Source organism: Flavicella sp., from assembly GCF_029238425.1.
Taxonomy (GTDB): domain Bacteria; phylum Bacteroidota; class Bacteroidia; order Flavobacteriales; family Flavobacteriaceae; genus Flavicella.
Map to the genome: position 1 here is coordinate 1 of NZ_JAQWGB010000094.1, position 22,614 is coordinate 22,614.

The 22,614-nt window shown below is 34.0% G+C and carries 19 protein-coding genes; 6 read left to right on the forward strand and 13 right to left on the reverse strand.

Annotated features, from left to right (window positions below; genetic code table 11):
• The 3 genes from P8H68_RS06950 to P8H68_RS06960 all read left to right on the forward strand — a co-directional run.
• Positions 1-1,137, forward strand: a 1,137-nt coding sequence (locus P8H68_RS06950; RefSeq protein ID WP_300322817.1) for an alpha-L-fucosidase, incomplete at its 5' end; no start/stop codon positions are given.
• A 208-nt stretch (positions 1,138-1,345) separates the two neighbouring features.
• A complete protein-coding gene (locus tag P8H68_RS06955) occupies positions 1,346-2,200 on the forward strand; it encodes a glycosyl hydrolase (RefSeq protein WP_300322819.1) in 855 nt (284 codons plus the stop codon).
• A gap of 9 nt (positions 2,201-2,209) precedes the next feature.
• Entirely contained in the window at positions 2,210-3,781 is a 1,572-nt protein-coding gene (locus tag P8H68_RS06960; RefSeq protein ID WP_300322821.1) for a sulfatase, read from the forward strand.
• A 157-nt stretch (positions 3,782-3,938) separates the two neighbouring features.
• Here P8H68_RS06960 and P8H68_RS06965 read toward each other — a convergent pair whose 3' ends face one another.
• Positions 3,939-4,202 carry a hypothetical protein gene (locus tag P8H68_RS06965; protein ID WP_300322823.1) on the reverse strand — a complete coding sequence of 88 codons (264 nt, stop codon included), beginning with the start codon at positions 4,200-4,202 and terminating at the stop codon, positions 3,939-3,941.
• Positions 4,203-4,263: 61 nt separating this feature from the next.
• On the opposite strand from P8H68_RS06965, the gene P8H68_RS06970 reads away from it, so the two are divergent.
• On the forward strand, positions 4,264-4,884 hold the full coding sequence (locus tag P8H68_RS06970) for a hypothetical protein (RefSeq protein WP_300322825.1): 621 nt from the start codon (positions 4,264-4,266) through the stop codon (positions 4,882-4,884).
• A gap of 8 nt (positions 4,885-4,892) precedes the next feature.
• The gene (locus P8H68_RS06975) at positions 4,893-5,138 is read left to right on the forward strand and encodes a T9SS type A sorting domain-containing protein (RefSeq protein ID WP_300322827.1); all 246 of its coding nucleotides are present in this window, start codon (positions 4,893-4,895) and stop codon (positions 5,136-5,138) included.
• Between the two features lie 25 nt (positions 5,139-5,163).
• Here P8H68_RS06975 and P8H68_RS06980 read toward each other — a convergent pair whose 3' ends face one another.
• The 10 genes from P8H68_RS06980 to P8H68_RS07025 form a co-directional block, all read right to left on the reverse strand.
• On the reverse strand, positions 5,164-6,225 hold the full coding sequence (locus tag P8H68_RS06980; protein ID WP_300322829.1) for a M20 family metallo-hydrolase: 1,062 nt from the start codon (positions 6,223-6,225) through the stop codon (positions 5,164-5,166).
• A 558-nt stretch (positions 6,226-6,783) separates the two neighbouring features.
• Positions 6,784-7,560: an acetylglutamate kinase gene (argB, locus tag P8H68_RS06985; protein WP_300322831.1), complete on the reverse strand. Its 777-nt coding sequence runs from the start codon at positions 7,558-7,560 to the stop codon at positions 6,784-6,786.
• A gap of 64 nt (positions 7,561-7,624) precedes the next feature.
• Positions 7,625-8,584, reverse strand: coding sequence for an N-acetylornithine carbamoyltransferase (locus tag P8H68_RS06990; protein WP_300322833.1), 960 nt, complete (start codon positions 8,582-8,584; stop codon positions 7,625-7,627).
• Between the two features lie 110 nt (positions 8,585-8,694).
• Positions 8,695-9,489, reverse strand: coding sequence for a sialate O-acetylesterase (locus P8H68_RS06995; protein WP_300322834.1), 795 nt, complete (start codon positions 9,487-9,489; stop codon positions 8,695-8,697).
• 158 nt (positions 9,490-9,647) lie between these two features.
• On the reverse strand, positions 9,648-10,547 hold the full coding sequence (locus tag P8H68_RS07000; protein ID WP_300322835.1) for a sialate O-acetylesterase: 900 nt from the start codon (positions 10,545-10,547) through the stop codon (positions 9,648-9,650).
• Positions 10,548-10,553: 6 nt separating this feature from the next.
• Positions 10,554-12,845, reverse strand: a complete 2,292-nt coding sequence (locus P8H68_RS07005) for an alpha-amylase family protein (protein ID WP_300322837.1) — start codon at positions 12,843-12,845, stop codon at positions 10,554-10,556.
• Between the two features lie 186 nt (positions 12,846-13,031).
• A complete protein-coding gene (locus P8H68_RS07010; RefSeq protein ID WP_300322839.1) occupies positions 13,032-14,159 on the reverse strand; it encodes an aminotransferase class III-fold pyridoxal phosphate-dependent enzyme in 1,128 nt (375 codons plus the stop codon).
• A 125-nt stretch (positions 14,160-14,284) separates the two neighbouring features.
• On the reverse strand, positions 14,285-15,262 hold the full coding sequence (argC, locus tag P8H68_RS07015) for an N-acetyl-gamma-glutamyl-phosphate reductase (protein ID WP_300322841.1): 978 nt from the start codon (positions 15,260-15,262) through the stop codon (positions 14,285-14,287).
• A 92-nt stretch (positions 15,263-15,354) separates the two neighbouring features.
• Positions 15,355-16,551: an argininosuccinate synthase domain-containing protein gene (locus P8H68_RS07020; protein ID WP_300322851.1), complete on the reverse strand. Its 1,197-nt coding sequence runs from the start codon at positions 16,549-16,551 to the stop codon at positions 15,355-15,357.
• A 41-nt stretch (positions 16,552-16,592) separates the two neighbouring features.
• On the reverse strand, positions 16,593-17,198 hold the full coding sequence (locus tag P8H68_RS07025) for a GNAT family N-acetyltransferase (protein WP_300322843.1): 606 nt from the start codon (positions 17,196-17,198) through the stop codon (positions 16,593-16,595).
• A gap of 475 nt (positions 17,199-17,673) precedes the next feature.
• On the opposite strand from P8H68_RS07025, the gene P8H68_RS07030 reads away from it, so the two are divergent.
• Positions 17,674-18,471, forward strand: a complete 798-nt coding sequence (locus tag P8H68_RS07030; protein ID WP_300322845.1) for an HAD family hydrolase — start codon at positions 17,674-17,676, stop codon at positions 18,469-18,471.
• 64 nt (positions 18,472-18,535) lie between these two features.
• On the opposite strand, the gene P8H68_RS07035 is transcribed toward P8H68_RS07030, so the two are convergent.
• Both P8H68_RS07035 and P8H68_RS07040 read right to left on the reverse strand, forming a co-directional pair.
• Positions 18,536-20,803: a sulfatase-like hydrolase/transferase gene (locus tag P8H68_RS07035; protein ID WP_300322847.1), complete on the reverse strand. Its 2,268-nt coding sequence runs from the start codon at positions 20,801-20,803 to the stop codon at positions 18,536-18,538.
• 139 nt (positions 20,804-20,942) lie between these two features.
• Entirely contained in the window at positions 20,943-22,562 is a 1,620-nt protein-coding gene (locus P8H68_RS07040; RefSeq protein ID WP_300322849.1) for a mechanosensitive ion channel family protein, read from the reverse strand.
• Positions 22,563-22,614 lie beyond the last annotated feature (52 nt).

Consider the following 22,614-nt stretch of genomic DNA (forward strand, 5'->3'; position numbering starts at 1 on the left):
AATTTCGATCCAAAATCTTGGGTGGATCTATTTAAAAAATCCGGTGCCCAATACGTAGTCCCTGTTGCAGAACACCATGATGGTTTTGCCTTATACGAATCTAGTATTACCCCTTGGAATGCTGTGGATATGGGACCTAAAAGAGATGTTTTAAAAGATTTAACCGATGAAATAAAAAAACAAGGATTGATTTGCGGTGTTAGTTCTCACTTGGCATTTAACTATAACTTTTACAACCAACAACCTTATTTTGACAACTCGGATCCTAAATACGCTGACTTATATGCACCTCCCCACAAAATGGGAGATTCTGTAAGTGCAGATTGGTTGGCAAAAACATGGTGGCCTAGAACCAAAGAAATTATTGACAAATACGATCCAGACATTTTGTGGTTTGATTTTTATTTAGACAGACCTGAGTTTGCTCCTTATCATAAAAAACTGGCAGCTTATTACTACAATTCTGGACTAAAAAGAGGACAAGATGTTGTGTTACAAACTAAAAACTACAAATACGAATCTTATAAAAAAGGAACACATATGTTAGACTTGGAAAGGTCTAAAATGAATGACATCAAAAAAGAATATTGGCAAACTGACACTTCTATTGGTAAAAATTCTTGGTACTATGCAACCAATTGGAAACCAAAATCTGCAAATGATTTAATTGCCGATTTAATGGATATTGTAAGTAAAAATGGTTGTTTATTATTAAATATTGGACCAAGAAAAGACGGTATTATTCCAGACGATCAAAAGAAAACCTTACTAGATATTGGTAAATGGTTGCAAACAAACGGAGAAGCTGTATACGGTTCTAAGTATTTTGATATTTATGGAGAAGGTCCTACAGAAACAGCAACAGGTCACTTATCAGAAAGTAAAAACAAAGGATTCACACAAGCTGATATTCGTTTCACGACCAATAACGATGTATTGTATGCTGCAGTATTAAAAACTCCAACCAAAGATATTCATGTAAGGTATTTAACCGATTCAAAAATCAAGATAAAATCTATTGAATTGTTAGGTTCTAATGCGAAAATTGAATTCAAACAATCAGCAGAAGGAACCACCATTACACTACCTAAGGCAGTTAATTTAGAATATGCCTGGGTATTTAAAATACAGCAATAGTCGAACTGAAACAAAAAAAACTGGAACCTCTTGTGTACCCATATCAAAAAATTATAGGATATATAATTTGACTATAACTAATGTCAATTTTTAGGTTAATTATTAAAAGTATCGCTCTCTGATCAATATTAAATCTAGACAAGGTTTTCTGTAAATAAGATCAAATAAAATATCTTGGAAAACTATTAAACGACTAAAATTAGACACAATGAATGCTAGAATTTTAAAAAACCTAATTAGAATAAACATATTTCTTTTTACAATTTTCTTCCAAGCCCAACCTCCGAAACTAGAAAACGGAACTTGGAAAAAAGTTAAAGCGTTGAGTGATGAATTCAATGGTAAAAAAATTGACACAAAAAAATGGAATATAGAACCTGAAGGCCATTTTGAATTAAACTGGATTGGTAGAGCACCCGCCTTATTTCAAAAAGAGAGTTTTGACATTAAAGATGGTTATTTAAGTATAGAGGTGGGTGAACTACCTAAACCTGTTACCATAGGGAAATCGACCTACAAATACCACGGGGGAATTTTAAGATCCTATAAAAAAACATCCGTAGGTCATTATTACGAGTGCCGAATGAAAATGAACAAAACTGAAATGGGAGGTGGGTTTTGGTTGTGTCATAAAGGTACTTGTGAAAATAAAAATGAAATTGATATTACGGAATCTGTTGGTTTATTAACAGAACAAACTCATAAATGGGCGTATGATTGGGATCAAATCATGCATTCCAATGCCATTCATAGGGGGTCGGCTTGTGTAAAACAAGTGAGAGACCAAAAGAAAATGGCTCCAGCCACTAAAAATCACAAACGTTTTTACACTTATGGTTTCTATTGGAAAAGTCCAACTGAGTTACTTTTTTATTTAGATGGAGCATATGTTTACACATTAACACCTCCTGTACCTTTTGATCAAAATTTAATTCTTCAATTTTCAATAGAAGCATATGACTGGAATCCTATTCCTGAAATAGGAAGCAAGGTTGCAACCGGAACCAAAGAAGAAAGAACAACGTTGATTGATTATATCCGTGTTTACAAGCTTAAAAATTAAATTTACTCAATGAAAAAAACAGCTCATTTTTTAATTGCACTATTCGTATTTAGCACGCTATCTGCACAGAAAAAACCAAACATTATCTTTATCATGTCTGATGATCATACTTCTCAGGCAATTGGAGCATACGGTGGTCGTCTTTCAAAATTAGATTTAACCCCCAATTTAGATAAACTAGCCTCTCAAGGAATTAGATTTGAAAATGCTTTTTGTAACAATTCAATTTGTACGCCAAGTAGAGCATCCATTATTACTGGGCAATATCCGCAAACCAATGGTGTTTTAGATTTAGACATTGCCCTAGATCCTGAAAAACAATACCTTCCAAAAGAACTGAGTAAATTAGGATATTCTACGGCTGTTATCGGAAAATGGCACTTACATATTGAGCCTTCTGCATTTGATTACTACAAAGTATTGCCTGGTCAAGGAAAATATTTCGATCCTTCTTTTTACGAAAAAGGAAAAGGTGCATGGAAAAAAAACAAGGTTACATCCAAAGGACATTCTACCGATGTTATTACCGATGCTTCAATTGACTATTTGAAAAACAGGGACAAGTCAAAACCTTTTTTCTTAATGTATCATTACAAGGCACCGCATGATATGTTTGAATATGCACCAAGGTATGAAGACTTTTTAGCAGATACTGAAATACCAGAACCTACAAGTTTGTACTACCAACCTAATTGGGGCTCAGCCGGTGTTAAAGGCGAAAACAATTCTTTAGATCGGTATATTGGAACTTCAGTATCCGACAGACATATGTACAGAAACTACACTAAGTTTTTTCATGAAGATACACTCGTCGGAAGAAATAATTCTGCCCATATTGGGTATCAAACTTATTTAAAAAAATATTTACGTTGTGTAAAAGGAGTTGATGACAATCTTGGACGACTTTTTGCATTTCTAAAAAAAGAAGGTCTTTGGAAAAACACAGTAATTATTTATACTGGCGACCAAGGAATGATGCTTGGAGAACATGATTTACAAGATAAAAGATGGATGTATGAAGAATCTATGAGGATGCCCTATATCATGCACTATCCAAAAATGATCAAACCAGGAATGGTTTCAGATTTATTGATTAACAATACGGATTATGCCCCAACCATGATAGAACTTGCTAAAGGAAAAGCTCCAGAATACATGCAAGGAAAAAGTTTTATCAAAACCTTAAAAGGTAAAGAAGAAAAAGACTGGAGAAAAACGACTTACTACAGGTATTGGATGCATATTATTCATCATTACGTACCCGCTCATTTTGGTGTTCGATCTAAAGATTATAAACTTATTTTCTACTATGGAAAACACTATTTAGACCCCTCTGAGTTTAGCAAACACTATTGGTCTAAACACTATTACGGTATTGATAGAGAAACCCCACATACTTGGGAGTTTTACGATTTAAAAAACGACCCAGAAGAGTTGCATAATTTATACAACAACCCTAAGTACAAGTCCATTATTGATGAACTGAAAATTGAATTAAAAAATCAAAGACAAGATTTGAATGAGACTGATGAAAATTATCCTCATATTCAAAAAATTATTGACAAACATTGGAATGATTGATTCAGAATAACTTTCATAAAAAGTCCGTTTCTAATTGCAGAAACGGACTTTTTTATTTCTTATCCAACAATACAAATTCCATTTCATAGGACTTACGCAACCAACCAGAAACTTTAAAAAGAGCGATAAAATCTTCATTCACATCAAGGTGATGCTTTTAATAAAAGGATGCTACAGAATCTTTTTGGGTAAAAAACTCTAAAGCACTGATGGCTCCACAATCTTGATCAGACAGAAAAAATCGCATATCAGCTCCTGTAGGCATTGTTATTTTTGCCACTATTGTATAATCAGTTATTTTATCATCATACCTTATAACATCGCGGTAAATCTTTTTTTTATTCGTTTTTGGATCAGTACGTTCTAAAATTTGGCTTTTAAAAGTGAAATGAGGAAAATTTTCTTTTAATATACTTTTCAAAATCCATGGTCTCAAAGGAATCCCAGCGTATGACCCACAAGACTGGAGTAATAAAAAATATATGGTCTCTTTTTACTTAGAAGATGTCGACAATTATACCGTTCATCACAATCTCATTTATGATAATAATGATGAATATACGAGTGTTCGTCTGCAAAATGATGGAACTCCAGAGACAACAAGAAACTTGAACTACTTTGCTTACCTCGGACCGAGGGATAGGAAATTAAATAGAAAAATAGAATACTTTAACAATACAGCTTGGGATTACAACCAACTTATTGGTTTTTGGCATAGAACAGATAATGCAGATGTAAATGCTATGGTGCTAAAAAACAATCTTTTACTTGAAGGAGCACCTAGTAATGTTGGTACTGTCTCTGAAACGGACCTTCAAGACTTTGTTACAAAGGCAGCCAGTGAATATGGATATAATATCTCTGAAGAAAACAATGAATTTGTTTCGATTGCCAACGATCATTATGTTGATGTGAGCAATGACAATTTTAGATTAGTACCTGAATCTACTTTTAATTCCGGTGGTTCTATCATTGCAGGAATTACAACTGAAGCAAATCCAGCTATTGGTGCTTGGGAAGGAAATACAGATAGTTTAAAAATAGAGTTTTCTCTGCAGGTTCAGATTGTACAATTTCTTGTTTTGATGGAAGTCCTGAGTTAAGTACAGCAATGCTAACTAAAAACAAGCCGAAGATTTTCCCAAACCCATTTCAAAGCGCTCTTAGAATTAGATTGACACAAACTGCTTCTAATTCTTCTATAAAACTTTACAATAGCAATGGGCAATTAGTTATCTCAAAAGCAACAACAGATAAAGGATTCACCCTACAACTAAATTCACTTTCCCCTGGAGTATATTATATTCAAATAAAATCAGATAATAACACATTTGTAGAAAAAGTGATCAAAAATTAACCCAATGATTTTCTTATTAATATTTTTAAATAATTTCACTTAAAATATCAATATAAAACTGAACCCCGTCTTTTACCTCTTGTACATAAATAAATTCATCTGCAGAGTGAGATCTTAAAGAATCACCAGGTCCTAATTTAACAGACTGGCACGTTAATCTACACTGATCTGAAAGTGTAGGAGACCCATATGTTTTCTTACCTAGTTTCAAGCCAGCTTTTACAAATTCATGATTTGGGTCTATAAATGATGAATTCAATCTCAAAGATCTTGGTGTTACTTCACAATCTGTATTTTCCTGGATAATCTCTGCAATTTCTTGATTTGTATAGGCGTCCGTAACTCTACAATCTACTACAAAATTTAATCCAGATGGAACAACATTATGTTGTTTTCCAGCATTTATTTGAGAAACGGTCATTTTTACTTTTCCTAAAGAATCTGAAATTTTAGGATACTCAAATGTATTGAACCAATTCAAATCTTTGAGTGCCATAAAAACTGGATTTTTGTCATTTGGAATATGAGCAGCATGTCCAGGAGTTCCTGTAACCTTTCCATCAAAAACCACCAATCCTTTTTCAGCTATTGCCAAATCTAACAACGTCGGTTCTCCTACAATTGCAAAATCAATTTTAGGTAAAATAGGTTGCATATAGGCAATTCCATTTTCACCTGAAATCTCTTCCTCAGCTGTTGCAGCAAGCACAAAATTATATTTTAAATTTTCTTGCTCATAAAAATACACAAACGTAGCTATCAAACCTACCAAACAACCCCCAGCATCATTTGAACCAAGTCCATACAATTTCCCATCTTCAATTTTTGCTTCAAAAGGATCTCTAGTATAGGCAGCATTTGGCTTTACTGTGTCGTGATGAGAATTCAATAAAATGGTTGGTTTCGATTCGTCGAAATGTTTATTCACTGCCCAAACATTATGCAAATCTCTTTTTACTTCAATCCCTCTAGCTTCTAACCATGATATTAATAAGTTAGCCGTTGGATCCTCTTCTTTAGAAAAGGATTGAGTAACTATTAAAGATTTTAACAGCTCTAGGGCGTCGTTTTGTAATTTTTCTAACATCTTCTCGATACTATTTTTCGTTCCTCAAAATCACTCGAAGTGACATTTTGTATTATTATTTAGTACATTTCTTTTTATAAACTCCAACTTTTGTCAGTTCGAGTGAATTAAAAAACGCAGTGATTTAATTTGTATCGAGAACTACTTCTATTTCTCAATACTATTTTTTTCATGACATTCCGAAAATCTCTCGAAGTGGCATTTTGTATTATTCTTCAGTACATTTTTTTTCATAAACTCAAACTCCTGTCAGTTCGAATGAATTAAAAAACCGCAGTGATTTAATTTGCATCGAGTACTAAATCTAATACTCGATACTATTTTTTTCATGTCATTCCGAAATCACTCGAAGTGGCCTTTAATATTATTATTTAATACATTTTTTTTCATAAGCTCCAACTTTTGTCAGTTCGAGTGAATTAAAAAACGCAGTGATTTAATTTGTATCGAGAACTACTTCTATTTCTCAATACTATTTTTTTCATGACATTCCGAAATCACTCGAAGAGGCATGATTTAAATTTTTACACTTCGACAAGCTCAGTGTCCGTATTTTGTTCACAAGGTCAGCGTTGTAAAAAGCTGCTCTTTATTTAAAATAACTGTAGGATTCCCAATGATAACTTCTGAAACACCTTTTTGCAAGGCATCAAAACAATTTTCCATTTTCGGCAACATTCCATCTGCTATAATTCCATTTGCTTTCAATTCAGCATACTTTGGACTATCAATATCCGTAATCACAGAATTATCATCATCAACAGAAGTCAACACTCCATTTTTTTCAAAAGTATAGATCAATGAAACGTCATATTTTTCCGACATTCCAACAGCAATTGTTGATGCAATGGTATCTGCATTGGTATTTAACAACTGACCTTTGGTATCATGCGTAATAGCACAAAAAACTGGCGTCATTCCACCTTCAATAAAAGTCGCAATATTGTTGGCATTGATTCCATCAACATCACCAGCAAAACCATAATCTACATCTTTCACAATGCGCTTATGCGCTTGAATTGAATTCCCATCAGCTCCAGAAAGACCTAAGGCATTGCAATCATATTTTTGCAAAGTTGCTGTGATATTTTTATTCAACAAACCAGCATATACCATGGTTACAATTTCTAAAGTAGTTGTATCGGTAACACGTCTTCCATTGATCATGGTTGCTTCAACTCCTAAATCGGCAGCCAATTGTGTAGCACGTTTACCTCCACCATGAACTAAAATTTTATTACCTTCTAAGGCTGCAAAATCCGTTAAAAAACTTTCCAAAGCGTCTGGATTGTTGATTACGTTACCACCTACTTTTACTATTGTTAATTTTTTCATTTATTTAGCTGTTGGCCTTTGGCTATTGGTTTTTAGCGAATTACTAAAACGCAACGGCTAATGGCTATTTCAAATTTTCTAATATTTTCTTCAGTACTATCTGAGCAGAATAAGTTCTATTATTCGCTTGTTTGATCACAATTGAGTTTTCTGAATCAATCACTTCATCAGCTACAACTACATTTCTACGAACGGGTAAACAATGCATAAATTTAGCATTATCCGTTACCGCCATTTTATCAGCAGAAATCATCCAAGAAGCATCTGTACATGCTACTTTTCCGTAATCATTATAAGACGACCAGTTTTTTGTATAAATAAAATCGGCTCCTTCAAAGGCTTTCTTTTGATCGTACTCAATAGTAGCGCCTTTCGTTTTTTCTGGATTTAATTCGTATCCTTTTGGATGTGTAATCACCACTTCAAAATCATCTTCATGAGCCAATGTCATCTCGGCAAAAGAATTCCCTACGGCATGAGGTAAAGCTCTTGGATGTGGTGCCCAAGAAAGTACTACTTTTAATTTCTTTTTTGCTGGCTTGTGCTCCTCAATAGTTATAGCATCTGCCAAAGCTTGCAAAGGATGCCCCACAGAAGATTCCATGTTCAACACAGGAACCGTAGCATATTTTCTAAAGCTTTCTAAAACTTCTTCAGCTTCATCTTTTTCTTTATCCTCCAATCCTGCAAACGCACGAATGGCAATCACATCGCAATATTGAGAAATTACTTCAGCCGCCTCCTTGATATGTTCAGATTTACCTTGATCCATAACCGTACCATCTTCATATTCCAACTGCCAACCTTCAGCACCAAAATTCATTACTATAGGCTCCATCCCTAAATTCAAAGCAGCTTTTTGAGTACTCAAACGCGTACGCAAACTGTTATTAAAGAACAACAAACCAATGGTTTTGTTTTTACCTAAATCTTGAAATTGTAGCGGGTTTTTCTTTAATTCAATTGCTTCTTTTACCGTATCCTTGATACTTGGTAAATCGTGAATGGACATGTAATGTTTCATGGACTTCTTTTATTTAATAAGCCCCAAAAATACAAAATCAAAGCTTGATAAGCTACTATTAAAAAAGTCTAATTATCAAAGTACAAACAAGCTAAAAAACAGAGCAGATATTACTTTAATAAATAAGTCCCCATCAATGTTCCCAATAGCATTTGACCTTCATGCGTATAATGTAAGTTATCTGGGTGTTTTGGAAAATCTCCCCAAGGTAAATTTGCAGGAGTTTCCACCATCTGAATAAAATTATCATCTTTGGCAAGACGTTCCATTCCACTTCGAACAATCTGTGGTCCATTTTTAAATTTTCTTGGTAAAGGGTTGACTTGCCCAAATACAAATGGAAGATTTGGCTGATTAAATTCTTTGCGATACCCTTGTATAAGCAATTGTAAATTTCCCTGATAGGCATTTGCAGTTTCCGGTTTATTGGTGTCACTTTCTCCTTGCATCCAAGCCATTCCAATTATTTTATAAGGAATTCCCTTTTGTTCCAATTTCTGTAATTCTTGATGAATTTGTTTGTGATGGGCTTTATACAACTGCATTTGTTTGCGCTCCATTCCTCTCTCAGAAAAACTTGCTTTTTCCTTAGAGTAATTTGAATTCCATGCACCATATAAAGAAGTTCCTCCCACCGCTTTTTTAATAAATAAATATTTCTGATTAGGATTCTTTTCTGCCAAAACCAAGGCTATTCCCATTTCAGGTCCAAAATGTTTTGTAAATGGATATTTATCTGATGGCTTACTTTTTCTTGGCGCAATTGGTTTTGCTTCATTTTTTGGATTGTCAGATACACTTAACAAGACTCTATCTTTGATAGCCTCTATCCTTTTTTGAATCTTTGGTGATAGTTGATCAAAATCTCCATGACCAGCCATATTAGACTGACCGGCTAAGAACAAAACATGAATTTCTTTTTCTTGTGATTGTATTTTTTCTTTAGCAAACCCTAAAATAAAAACGATTGCTACTATTATTTTTCTCTAGTCCATTCTATAATTTTCTGATGTTAATTTTTCCGGTGCTTCCTATTATTTAGCATCCTTTATTAAAGTTTATCTTACCTCTTTGTTTTTTGATTCAAATCAATAATTTTTTCAGCAAACTTAGTCCCTAATCGAACTTGTCCTTCTGAATTATAATGTACATTATCACTATGCTTAGGATAATCATCCCAAGGAATATCATTTTTGGTAGCAATATAATCCGAATAATAATCAGAGTTTGCTACTTTTTCAATAGCAGCTCTAACCATTTCTGGACCTCCTTCAAAATCGCCATATCTCGAGTTTGTTTGTCCAGCAACAAAAGGAAGTTTACTTAGCCCTAAATCTCTTTTATAACTTACAATTAGTTTGCGAAGATTTTTTTTATAACTCTTAGCAGCAACTTCTTTAGCTGCATCATTTTCTCCTTGCATCCAAGTCAAACCAACAACCTGATAACTTAATTTTTTAGTTCGTAATTCCTCTAAATTTCGTTCTATATCTTTAATATGTAATTGATATAGTTTTAAATTTTGTTTGAAAGTCCCTTTCTCCAATTGTTTTGCTTTTTCTGCAGACCATTTCGGATTCCATGCTCCATATAAGGAAGTTCCACCTTGACTTCTTTTTATCAATAAAAAAGTTTTGTCAGGATATTTTTCTGCCAAACACACCCCCATTAAAAGTTCTGGACCAAAGCGTCTTTTAAACTTATATTTCTTGCTTGGCTTGTTTTTATAATAAGATAATGGAGTTGCTTTTTTTCCATTAAAACTCAGACTAACTCTATGACTAACACAATCAACTCTCTCTTTTATGGAATCACTTAATTTATCATAATTTCCTCCACCTGCCATATTAGACTGACCCGCTAATAATACAACCTGGACATCCTCATCAAGTTCCTGCGCCACTATCTCGTGAGCTTGGATAAGAAAACTCAGAATTAAAATTCGAATAAATATTTTAACCATAGAAATTTATCGTTTTACAACCTCAACAAAATAAACTTCATAAGGTTTTAAAACAGGAGACGAACTAACCTCTACTCCATTTATTAAATCTGTACAAGTTATTGATGAAGCTCCTTTTAATGAAATTTGTATAGATGCATCTGACTTCCCAACATTTACAACGGAAAGCACATGGTTTCCTTTTTTATTTTTAACGACTTTCCAAACACAACCTTTGGTTTTTGAATCATTTGACTCAACAACAGAAACCTCCGATTCATGACCCTTTTCTTTTAAAACAGATAACGCTTTCGATTTAAATTCCTCAAGAGAATTCAACTTATAAATCTTTCCTTTTCCTTCATTCAGTTCAATCAAACTATTCCCATATTCATCTTTCAACAAACTGTGCTCATCTAGCAAAACAATCCCTCCTTTATTAAGATACTTTTGAATCGCTTCCAGTTCATCTTTGTTCACAAACTCTGTTTCTCTAACCAATACTGCATCCCATAAACTTGCATCTTGGTTATTTAAAATATCTTTGGTAACAAACCCAATTGGAGTTCCTTCAAAATGCAAAGATTCGTACAATTCGAAAACATCATCCATATGATTGGTTTTATTAATTGCTGAAGTCTTAGAATAAAAAACTCTCAATGATTTTCTTTGACGTTGCATTTTCATAATTTCTTCAGAATTTGCATTCAAGTCAATCATAGTCATTGCCACTTCATTCGTTACTCTAGGTTGTTGATTGTTGGAACCTGCATAACCTTTATCATTCTGTGCTTTTTTAGAAATTGCTCCATTGGCTTCACGCGGCCAATACCAGATCTGACTTGCCGTCATTCCATGACTATGAGCCAACCAAAATGTAGCTCTTGCATAAGCCGGATCTTGGTACAAATCTCTAGACTTCACAGTTGACAAATAATGCAACTCTGAATTGAAATTTATTTTATTTGGACTTACCGATTTCATAAAATCAAATCCCATGCACAATTCTCTCCATTCAAAAGCGTAATGATCTTCCCATGCTTCTTTTTTACCCCACATATCATTATTATGCGCACCTGAATCGTTTCCAATAATACCACTTAAATCAGTCAAAGCTTCTAAATCAATCCCATGTACTCTTTGGTTATCTGTCCATAAATTTGGCATTATTTTCAAATGAACTTTTGCCTCTTTATCATGTTTTTGAATTTCAGATTTCAAAAAAGAATACCACTCCGTAACACGATTCATATTAAATAGCGACCAGTCGTACCATATCGCTGAACCTATTAAACTTGTATCCATCGGAATCTCAATTTTCACTTCAGAAAAATCTTTAAAATCAGTTTTCCATAAAGCATTCAATTCGCCAATAGAAACATGTTTCTGTTGAAGCCATGTTTTGAATTTATCAATTGTATATTTTGAAACAGGACCAGATGCCCACGCAACTTTATCTCCCGTTTTTTGGGTAAAAAAATGAGGTTCATTACACAACATATACCCAAGTTCACTAAATTTTTTGCCTGCCATTTTTGGAACCACCGCGGCTAATAATTTTTCCTGAACATCTTTGGCTCCGGGATTATCAATATCATATGCGGTATAGGTATCTGTTCTCATTTTAAAACCTGGACCATACTTTTGTTCAGCCCATTTGGGTGTGTTTTTATGATTTAAGAAAATAAAACCTAAAGACCCTTCTTTTTTTTCAATCAGACTAGTCATAATTCTTTTATTTATAGTACCATCTTCTTTTGTAACATAAGACGGCGTCAAGAAAAATCCATCCTGATTCCCATGAAATTCTGTCAATTCTTTTGTTTTTGGTTTCCACGTATAATCAAACAAAAAAACGGGTTTTCCCTCAAATGTAATCTGATCTCCATCTACAAAAGCTTCTGTCCAATCAACATTTGGGCTTGGTGTCCTAAACGCTTTCTTTTTTAACAATAAGTTGATATTATCCGTTGCTTCGTCTAACATTAAAACAACATCTTTCCGTTCAAAGTCGGCTAAATTCTGTACCATCTCCGAAGCATTTTTTTTATACTTTCTAACAAGTTCAAAAGCTTTCGTATTCGCCTCTATATGATTCTCATCCCAATTGGCATATTTCAAAAAAACCTCAGCGGTTCTGATGGTCGTTTTTTCCTTCAATACATCAATTCCCTTTTTTTCTGCTTTTTTTATAAGCTTTTCAATAGATTTTATTTTTTTATGTGCTTCTTTTTCTAAATCCTGAGCATGTATCGAAATGCTTAAAAAAATGCCTATTAAAAAAAGTATTTGTTTGAAACGAAAAGTTTGAAATGTCATGGTTTTTATTTTAGTACTTCAGTTCCCTACGAATTACACTATTTTTCATTGCAATTTTGTTGCTGTGAGTTCATCTTTTATATAGCTGCGTATATAAACACTAGTATCTATAAAATTTAAATTTTCACCAAACAAAAAAGGCCTCACTTACAAATGTAAATGAGGCCTTTTTTAAATTTTGTTTTATTAAAGCAACTTTTTCAAAGCAGTTATAAAAACATCAATATCTTGTTTTGTAACATTTAAAGGAGGTAAAATTCTCAATAAATTTTTATTCATTGCTCCTCCGGTAAATATCTTTTCGTCGTAAATTAATTTTTTGCGTAGTTCTCCAACCTCAAAATCAAATTCTAGTCCAAGCATCAATCCTTGACCTTTAACCTGCTTTACTCCTTTTAGTGATTTGACTTGCTCTTTGAAATAGGCATTGATTTCCTGAACGTTTTCAATAAGTTTATCTTTTTTAATCACATCCAACACTGCGATTCCAGCAGCACATGCCAAATGAGAACCTCCGAAAGTAGTTCCTAACATCCCATACCAAGATTCAATATGTTTTGCGATCAAAACTCCCCCAATTGGAAAGCCATTCCCCATCCCTTTTGCCATTGGAATAATATCTGCTTTTACATCATGCAATTGATGTGCAAAAAACTTCCCAGATCTACCATAACCCGATTGTACCTCATCAAGAATCAAACACACGTTATTTTCTTGTGTGATTTTTCTTACTGCTTGTAAAAATTCTGTGGTAGGCTCATCCAAACCACCAACACCTTGAATAGGCTCAACAATAACAGCAGTTACATCTCCTTTTTCAATTTCAGCTGTAACAGCCTCAATATCATTCAATGGTAAAATTGTTACTGGGTTGTGCGCATTTACTGGTGCAATAATTTTTTTATTGTCGGTCACCGAAACTGCAGCAGATGTTCTACCATGAAAACCATTCTGAAAAGCAATTACTCTCGATTTTTTATTGTAAAAAGAAGCTACTTTTATAGCATTTTCATTTGCCTCAGCTCCTGTAGAGCACAAAAATAATTCATACTCCTCTCCGCAACCAGATAGTTCCCCTAATTTATCAGACAACTCTTGTTGCAAAGGATTTTGAATGGCATTTGAATAAAAAGCAATGTTACTCAACTGCTTTTCAATTGTTTCTTTATAATATGGATTCGTATGACCAATAGAGATCACTCCATGTCCACCATATAGATCTAAATATTTTTCGTTTTTATCATCCCAAACATAACAACCTTCTGCTTTCACAGGTGTTACATTATATAAAGGATATACATCAAATAATTTCATTTTAATTTAGCTTTTGGCCTTTAGCTTTTAGCTATTGGCTATTTGCTTTTAGCCACTGGCTTCTAGCAAACTTTTTAATTTATTTAAACTATTTCATTAAAGGCTAACCGCCAATAATCCAATGGCTAGAAAGAAGTTCCTTTTAAGTTCAAACCTTCTGTTTCTTCGTATCCAAAAATCAAGTTCATATTTTGAATTGCCTGTCCTGAAGCTCCTTTTAACAGATTATCTATTGCAGAATAAATCAATAAGTTATCTCCATGTTTGATCAAAGAAATAGCACATTTGTTTGTATTCACAACTTGTTTCATACTTACTGGCACATCCGTCATATGCACAAAAGGTGCGTCCTTATAGAACTCAGTATACAATGCTTTCGCTTCTTCTAAGGTTCCTTCAAACTTAGTATAGATAGAAGCAAATATTCCACGGCTAAAATTACCACGATTCGGAATAAATAATAATTCACCCGTTTTTGCCCCTTGCAAAGCCTCCAATGTTTCCCCTATTTCACCTAAATGTTGGTGCGTAAATGGTTTATACACTGAAAAGTTATTATCTCTCCAAGGAAAATGCGACGTTGCTGATGGTGAAACTCCCGCTCCAGTTGCTCCAGTAGTTGCGTTGATATGGATATCATTTCCTAATTTTTTAGCTGCTGCTAAAGGCAACAAACCAAACTGGATACAAGTCGCAAAACAACCAGGATTTGCGATATAATTTGCTTTTTTGATTTCTTCTTTACTTACCTCCGGCAAACCATAAACAAAATCTTTTCCTTCAAAATTCGCATCTGCATTCAAACGAAAATCATTTGATAAATCAATAATTCTGGTTGCATCAGAAAAGGTATTGTTTTGTAAAAAAGCGGTAGAATTACCATGACCTAAACATAAAAATAACACATCTACATCCGCATTGATGGTATCCGTAAAACTTTGTTCCGTATCCCCTAACAAATCAGCATGCACGGCATATAATTTATTTCCTGCATTCGACGTACTGTACACAAAATCCAATGTTACTTTAGAATGATTGTTTATCAATCTAATCAACTCACCAGCTGTATAACCAGCTCCTCCTACAATTCCTGCTTTGATCATTTTTATTTAGCTTTTGGCCTTTAGCCTTTGGCTATTGGCAATTATTACATCCCATAGAGCTCATAGCTATTCGCTAAAAGCCAATGGTTAATTTATGCGTCTAACAAATCTTTATTTACGTGATAGAAAATCTTGTTTTGCATACCGTAAATTTTTATAAATCCTTTGGCATCATCAGAGCTCCAAGCATTATTCTCTTCACCATAATCTGCAAATCCAGAAGACATCAAATCAAACTCAGAATCAATTCCGGTTACCATAAAGTGGTAAGGACGCAATGTTACAAATACATCACCCGTTACCGTTTTTTGAGAATCCTCTAAGAATTTCTCTATGTTACGCATCAATGGCTCTAAATACTGACCGTCATGAAAATACGTTCCGTATGTATTTGCCAAAGGTTCTTTTGTCAATTGCTGCGCTTTAGACAAGGTATGTTTTTCTAACAAATGATGCGCTTTGATAATTACAGTAGCTGCTGCTGCTTCAAAACCTACACGTCCTTTGATTCCTACAATCGTATCTCCAACATGTGTATCTCTCCCAATGGCAAATTCAGAAGCAATTGCCTCTAATTTTAAAATATTGTTTACCGGTGTATCTTTTACTCCGTTAAAGCCAACAAGTTGTCCTTTTTCAAAAGTTAAAGTCACAGCCTCCTCATCATTTCTTTTCAATTGACTTGGATATGCAGATTCTGGTAGCGCTTCCTTAGATTTCAAAGTTTCTACACCTCCTACTGAAGTTCCCCAAATACCTTTATTGATAGAATATTTAGATTTCTCCCAATTCATATCAACTCCATGCTTAGTCAAATAATCAATTTCAACTTGACGAGATAATTTTAAATCACGGATAGGCGTTAAAATTTCAATTTCTGGTGCAATTGTTTGGAAAATCATATCAAAACGAACTTGATCATTTCCTGCTCCAGTACTTCCGTGTGCAATATACTTTGCTCCAATACTTTTCGCGTATTTTACCACCTCAATAGATTGGAAAACACGTTCTGCACTAACAGATAATGGATAGGTATTGTTCTTTAAAACATTACCATACACCATATATTTGATGGCTTTTGCGTAATAATCTTCTAAAATATTTTTGTTAGTATGCGAAGTTACTCCCATATCATAGGCTTTCTTCTCTACAACTTCCAACTCTTCTTCACTAAAACCTCCTGTATTTACTAAAATACCGTGCACCTCTAAATTCAATTCGTTGATCAAATACTTCACACAATATGATGTATCCAATCCTCCACTGTATGCTAAAACTACTTTATCCATGATATATTCTTTTCGTTCTACATCCGAAGATGAAAACATTTTTATTTATTTTTTAAAAACAAGGCCTGTTTGATTCTCTTTAAGCGCGTCCAAACTTTATTCTTCACCTCTTTTTCAGAATTTTCCGCTTTTGGGTCATGTAACATTCCTGTACACAAGCACATTTTACGATCGTTTCTTGTCAAAATATCGTAATTCCTACAAGCCTTACAACCATTCCAAAAGGCATCATCATCTGTTAACTCAGAAAAGGTAACGGGTTTGTAACCCAATTCAGCATTGATTTTCATCACAGCCAAACCAGTAGTAATACCAAAAATCTTTGCATCTGGATACATTTTTTTAGAATGATCAAATACTTTCTTTTTGATTTTTTTAGCCAAACCAAGATTTCTAAAATCTGGATGTACTATCAAACCTGAATGGACAACATACTTTTTATTGCTCCAAGTTTCTATATAACAAAACCCTGCAAATTTGTCTCCTTCAAGAGCTATTACTGCGTTTCCACTTTCTATTTTTTTAACAATATACTCAGGAGATCTTTTTGCAATACCTGTACCTCTAACCTTTGCAGAATCAGCTATCGTATCGCAGATCACTTCTGCATATTTGTTATGGAAACTATTTGTTGTTACAATTTTCACTCTAAACTCCTTGTCTTATAATTATTTCTAACACGTATTCTTTACTCTAAAAAGACGGACTCACCTATCTTCTAATTAATTAACGCCCCAATGGGCGTCGAAAACTTAAAGAATATAAGCGTGCTAAAAGAAGTGCAAAGATACTCTGAAATTTGTTGTTAAAAAAACGTAAAAGGGATTGCATTTTGAATTTGATAAAAAAATTATAACTAAAACTTTAAATTTAGGTTTAGAACCTAATTCCTGTTCCTAAAACAAGAATATTATGCGAAACGCACACAGCGACAGCGCCTTGCAAAGCGTGCACCAAAGTTAGATTTATAAGTGTTCTCATTTTTCATCTGCAGCAAAGATACAACAATTCTTTTTTCTAGCAACGTAAATGAATTTCACTGCAGTATTTTTTGCTTTTTATTAACCCTAAACATACTTAACAGCTCAACAAAGAGCAGTACTTTTACAAAAAATAAAAAGTATGGATTTTTCTAAGGTAAAGTTGGTAGTAACAGACATGGATGGAACATTACTTAATTCTAACCACGAAGTAAGTGAACGATTTTTTGAAATTCACAAAAAACTAAAAGAAAAAAACATCCATTTTGCAGCTGCGAGTGGAAGGCAATACCACAGCATCATTAGCAAATTGGTATCTATCAAAAAAGACATTACGGTTATTGCAGAGAATGGAGCCTTTGCAAAACAAGATGAAGAAGAATTATTTTCTTTTGATTTACCTATCGAAGATTTATTAGATTGTTTGAATTACATTAAAAATATTGAAGGAGTTGGAGTTATTCTATGCGGTAAAAAATATGCATACATAGAAAATAAAAATGCTGAATTTGCCGACACGATCAAACAATACTATTCAAGTTATAAAATTGTAGATGATTTCTCTGATGTTTATAACGATACTTTTTTCAAAATGGCAATTTACCATCCTATCTGTTCTGAAGAATTTATATTGCCAAAAGTTGAACACCTATCGGATGAAATGCAAGTTACCGTTTCCGGAAAAAATTGGTTAGATATCTCAAACCTTGAAGCAAATAAAGGAAATGCCTTGACAAAACTTCAAAATTCTTTACATATTACACAGGCAGAAACCATGGCTTTCGGAGACTACAACAACGACTTAAAAATGCTTGAAAAAGCTGATTTTAGCTATGCCATGAAAAATGCACATCCAAATGTAAAGGAAACGGCGAATTTTGAAACCTTAAGCAATGATGATAGAGGTGTTGATTACATCCTAGAAAACCTTATCAAATAAAACATAAATGCCGAAGCAACATACTCCGGCACTCACGAAACTAAATAAACCTAAATAAAGACGATTAATTTTTTATAATTCGTTTGGTTATATGTGTATTATTCTCAAAAAATATTTTCAAATAATAAACACCTGGTGAGAGCTCTTGCACATCTAACAACTCTACATCTCCTAATTTCTTTTTCAACAACTTTCCAGTACTATCAATTAACAATAACTCTTGCGTAATTAAGGGTCCTCTGATATGTATAAAATTTCGGGTAGGATTAGGACTTACAATTACTAATTCTTCATCGATCAACGGAGTACTTAAACTGCCCCCTTCTGCTTTGCTATGCCAATCATCGACTAAAATGGTTCCTACAGTTTGACCGCACTGCAATCGAACTTCTATAGATTCTGTGTCCTTTGAAGGAATTACAAAATCATCTGAGTACAATTCATAATCACTTGTTCCTGTATATTTTGTTGAAGAAATAAATGTTTCAGTAGTATCATCAGAATAACTCACTTTTATTTGGAATTTAAAGCGTGCACCATCCACTGATTTAACATAGGCACCCACCGTTACTGTAGCGGCATTAAAATTATTATAGTTCGGTGTGTTTATTAATTTCACTTTCCCTAAAGAACCACCCGTAGTTACCTCAATTTTAGCACCTGAATCTCCCGTATTTGCGTCAGACTCAGAGCCGGTAAAGTTTGCAGCCTGTGTCTCATCAACAAGTAAAGTCCAATCCAAATCATACCAACACTCAAAACCTTCATTAAAAACAATTTTATCTGAAGCTGAAGGCGTGGCACATCCATAATCTTCTACAATACTACTCCCTGTTTCGGTGTTCATATTTTCGTACAAATAGGTATTTGTCGATTTAAAACTTGAATTTGTAACTCTGTGCGTAATTCCTGCTTCAGACCTAAAACTATATAAGGAATCTTTTAAGGCATTTAACGTTGTGGTATTCGTAGCACTCAAATCTGTATTCTCTCCTATATCATTCACCACATCAAACAATTCAAATCGATTGTCATACTTGTGTTCAATCAATTTATAATTGCCACTTCTCACAGCAGCCATGCTTACATTTGCCGTTCCAGTACTTGAATAATCAAAATTCCATACTATGGATTTATTTCTTGACCAATTGGCATCACCACCATTCGCATTTGTCAGCAATAACTCCTCAAAACTTTCACCGTCTAGATGCTGATTTGGTAATAAAGACACTCCAGCCATGTCTAAAAAAGTAGGAAAAAAATCTGTTCCAACTACAGGTGTATCCTCTACAACTCCAGAACGATAATCTGGTCCATAAATAATCAAAGGCAATCGAATTCCTCCCTCATACAACCAAGTTTTCCCTCCTCGTAAGGGCTTGCTAGAAGTAGACATTTCTCTTGTTCCGCCAATCTCTGTTGTAGACAACCCTCCATTATCCGAGGTAAAAATGATGATGGTATTGTCTTCTATTTCATTGTCTATTAAATTTTGACGAATCGCTGCAACACTTTCATCCATACTTTTTATCATTGCTGCATAGGCTGCATTGTCTTGATTTAATTTTGCCTGTGCCGTCAATTGATTTTCAGTTTCTGGACCTGTATAATTTTGATTGTCTGCTTTTGTTTGAAAATAAGCTTCATCCGCTTCTTTGGCCTCTAATGGAGTATGAACCGCATAATGCGAAATCATGGTAACAAAAGGAACCGTAGGAGAATTTGACACATGATCGTCTATAAAATCTTCAACTTCCTGTGTAATACGATCCGTTAAATATTCACCTTCTACACCACCTGTAGATAAATCTGGTAAAACATCATCTCCATCGGTATATGGGTACCAATAGCTAGGAGGCGACCCAAAATCGCAACCCGCAATATTGATGTCAAACCCAAATTTATCTGGGTAATGACTCGCTTCATGACCTAAGTGCCATTTCCCAATAAAAAATGTTTTATACCCCTCATCTTTCAATGCTTGTGCCCAAGTAGTTTCAGCATATCCTTTAGCATGATTATCACTTGGCAAATACATTCCCGAGGAAACCGAAGGCCTTGCTTCAAACTTACCCGTCATGATAGAAGTTCTAGATGCAGCACATCTTGGAGCTGCCTCATAACCATGCGTAAATCGAATTCCATCCGTAGCTAACTGATCAATATTGGGTGTTTCGTAAAAAGTAGAACCATAACAAGCAGTATCCATATACCCCAAATCATCAATTAAAATAAAAATAATATTGGGTGACGTACTGGTAGTTACCTGAGCAGTTAAAACTAATTGACTACAAAAGACTGCTAGAAAAAAAAGTCTTGATTTATGAAACATGAATTTGGTTTAATTGGTTACTTCAAAAGTATAAACCAAACTTGTTTCAGAGGTTCAACAAGCATCTAATATAGTTCCAAAACAGTCAAAAACCCCAAAAACAGTAGTTTTCGAGGTTTTTTTTATACTGAAGCTACACTTATATCGACTCAGGAAAATCCTTTAAAATCTCTTTTAAAACCTCATTCGCCTTTTCACTATCCGGACTGTATTTGAGATCCAATGATTTTTTTTCTGGAAATTCTTCTATCATCACCGTCTGAGAAGGGAAAGCAAAACCAACACCAATTTCATTTGCAAACTTTACAATAGACATATGCAACAGATGCTTTGAAGATTGCTCAATGGCCCAACCCGGGCTTTTAAAATATACATTCAATAAAATCTGCAAGGCAGAATCACCAAAACCAACAAATTCTACATTATAAGAATCTGATCTTGTATCTGGATGTTTATCGATTATTTCCCTAACCCCATTCACAAAAATCTCTATCAATTCTGGAGGAGTATCATAACGGATTCCTAAAGTAGTATTATACCTTCTAAACAATCGTAAGCCTTTATTATTGATAACTATCTCAGAAAGTTTACTATTCGGTATCGTAAAAATAGAGGTATCTGCAGCTCTAATTCTACTCGACCTAAACCCTACTTCCTCAACAGTCCCCTCAACTCCACCTCCTTCAATCCAATCTCCAATTTGAAATGGTTTGTCTAAGAAAATCATAAAGGTTCCGATCAAATTCTTTACCGTATCTTGAGATGCCAATGCTACCGCCAAACCTCCTATAGAGGCACCAGCAATCACCGTTGTTGGGTCTACCCCAAAAATGGTTAACATTTTAAGTATCCCGATGGCAATAACAATCCCTCTTGAAATCCTTCTTAGTATTGGTGCTAACTGGTCGTCTAACTTACTTTCTGTTTTCAAAGCATAAGAACTGTAAATGTCCATCACCACATTTACAAACTGTAGAAATACATAAATCCAAAAAACAGTTTGAGCGATATGAATTCCGCTCAACACAAAAGAATTGACATCTAGCGAAAATTGAAATACTGGAATATAGGATTCCACCACATAAAAAACGAGTAGTAAGGCAATAGGCCTAGATAATTTTTGAAGGGACTCATTCAAACTGCTATGAGCAAATCTAACAAGCGACTTTTCAATAAATTTTAAGAGTGCAAAAACTATTTTATTAAAAACAAAAAACAGAACGAAACAAAGAATCAACACCACAACAACTCCGAGATATTGCCACAATTCAAATCCAAAAACTACTTTATGCCCAACTTTTGGAATGGAAGTTTTTAATAATTCAGTTCCTAAAGGGTACACCTGTCTGTAGAGATCATCAACATGTGAAACTGTTTCAACACTGTAATACCAATTATCATTAATTTTTTCTACATATACTTGAGGCATTTGATTTGGAAAAAGCACATATTTACTTTTAAAATCAAAACCATTTAAGGTATCTAAATGATTGGGATTAGAGGGCAACAGATTGATATCTACTCGAAGTCCTTTTCCATCCAAAATTTGTTTTAGCTTGATAGCGCACTCTTCAGCCTCTGCGCCTTGCAGACCATAAATAGTACGTGCGGCTTTACTTTTATCAAAACTAGATTCTTGTAAAAAATACAGATGCGTATAAATGGTTGCCCGTGGATTTGATAAATCTGGTTGGACTTCTTTCTTTTGAGCAAATAAACCCACACTCAATAAAGCAATCAACAAACAAAACTTTTTCATAGGCAACACATTTTATTTTTTATCTTCTCCTTTTTGGCTTTCTTTTTTTAGA

What these genes read in the sequence shown, in the direction of transcription:
- P8H68_RS06955 (WP_300322819.1), top strand. Translation starts at nt 1,346, where the DNA reads ATGAATGCTAGAATTTTAAAAAACCTAATTAGAATAAACATATTTCTT.
- P8H68_RS06960 (WP_300322821.1), top strand. Translation starts at nt 2,210, where the DNA reads ATGAAAAAAACAGCTCATTTTTTAATTGCACTATTCGTATTTAGCACG.
- P8H68_RS06970 (WP_300322825.1), top strand. Translation starts at nt 4,264, where the DNA reads ATGGTCTCTTTTTACTTAGAAGATGTCGACAATTATACCGTTCATCAC.
- P8H68_RS06975 (WP_300322827.1), top strand. Translation starts at nt 4,893, where the DNA reads ATGCTAACTAAAAACAAGCCGAAGATTTTCCCAAACCCATTTCAAAGC.
- P8H68_RS06980 (WP_300322829.1), bottom strand. Translation starts at nt 6,225, where the DNA reads ATGTTAGAAAAATTACAAAACGACGCCCTAGAGCTGTTAAAATCTTTA.
- argB (WP_300322831.1), bottom strand. Translation starts at nt 7,560, where the DNA reads ATGAAAAAATTAACAATAGTAAAAGTAGGTGGTAACGTAATCAACAAT.
- P8H68_RS06990 (WP_300322833.1), bottom strand. Translation starts at nt 8,584, where the DNA reads ATGAAACATTACATGTCCATTCACGATTTACCAAGTATCAAGGATACG.
- P8H68_RS07000 (WP_300322835.1), bottom strand. Translation starts at nt 10,547, where the DNA reads ATGGTTAAAATATTTATTCGAATTTTAATTCTGAGTTTTCTTATCCAA.
- P8H68_RS07005 (WP_300322837.1), bottom strand. Translation starts at nt 12,845, where the DNA reads ATGACATTTCAAACTTTTCGTTTCAAACAAATACTTTTTTTAATAGGC.
- P8H68_RS07010 (WP_300322839.1), bottom strand. Translation starts at nt 14,159, where the DNA reads ATGAAATTATTTGATGTATATCCTTTATATAATGTAACACCTGTGAAA.
- argC (WP_300322841.1), bottom strand. Translation starts at nt 15,262, where the DNA reads ATGATCAAAGCAGGAATTGTAGGAGGAGCTGGTTATACAGCTGGTGAG.
- P8H68_RS07020 (WP_300322851.1), bottom strand. Translation starts at nt 16,551, where the DNA reads ATGGATAAAGTAGTTTTAGCATACAGTGGAGGATTGGATACATCATAT.
- P8H68_RS07030 (WP_300322845.1), top strand. Translation starts at nt 17,674, where the DNA reads ATGGATTTTTCTAAGGTAAAGTTGGTAGTAACAGACATGGATGGAACA.
- P8H68_RS07035 (WP_300322847.1), bottom strand. Translation starts at nt 20,803, where the DNA reads ATGTTTCATAAATCAAGACTTTTTTTTCTAGCAGTCTTTTGTAGTCAA.
- P8H68_RS07040 (WP_300322849.1), bottom strand. Translation starts at nt 22,562, where the DNA reads ATGAAAAAGTTTTGTTTGTTGATTGCTTTATTGAGTGTGGGTTTATTT.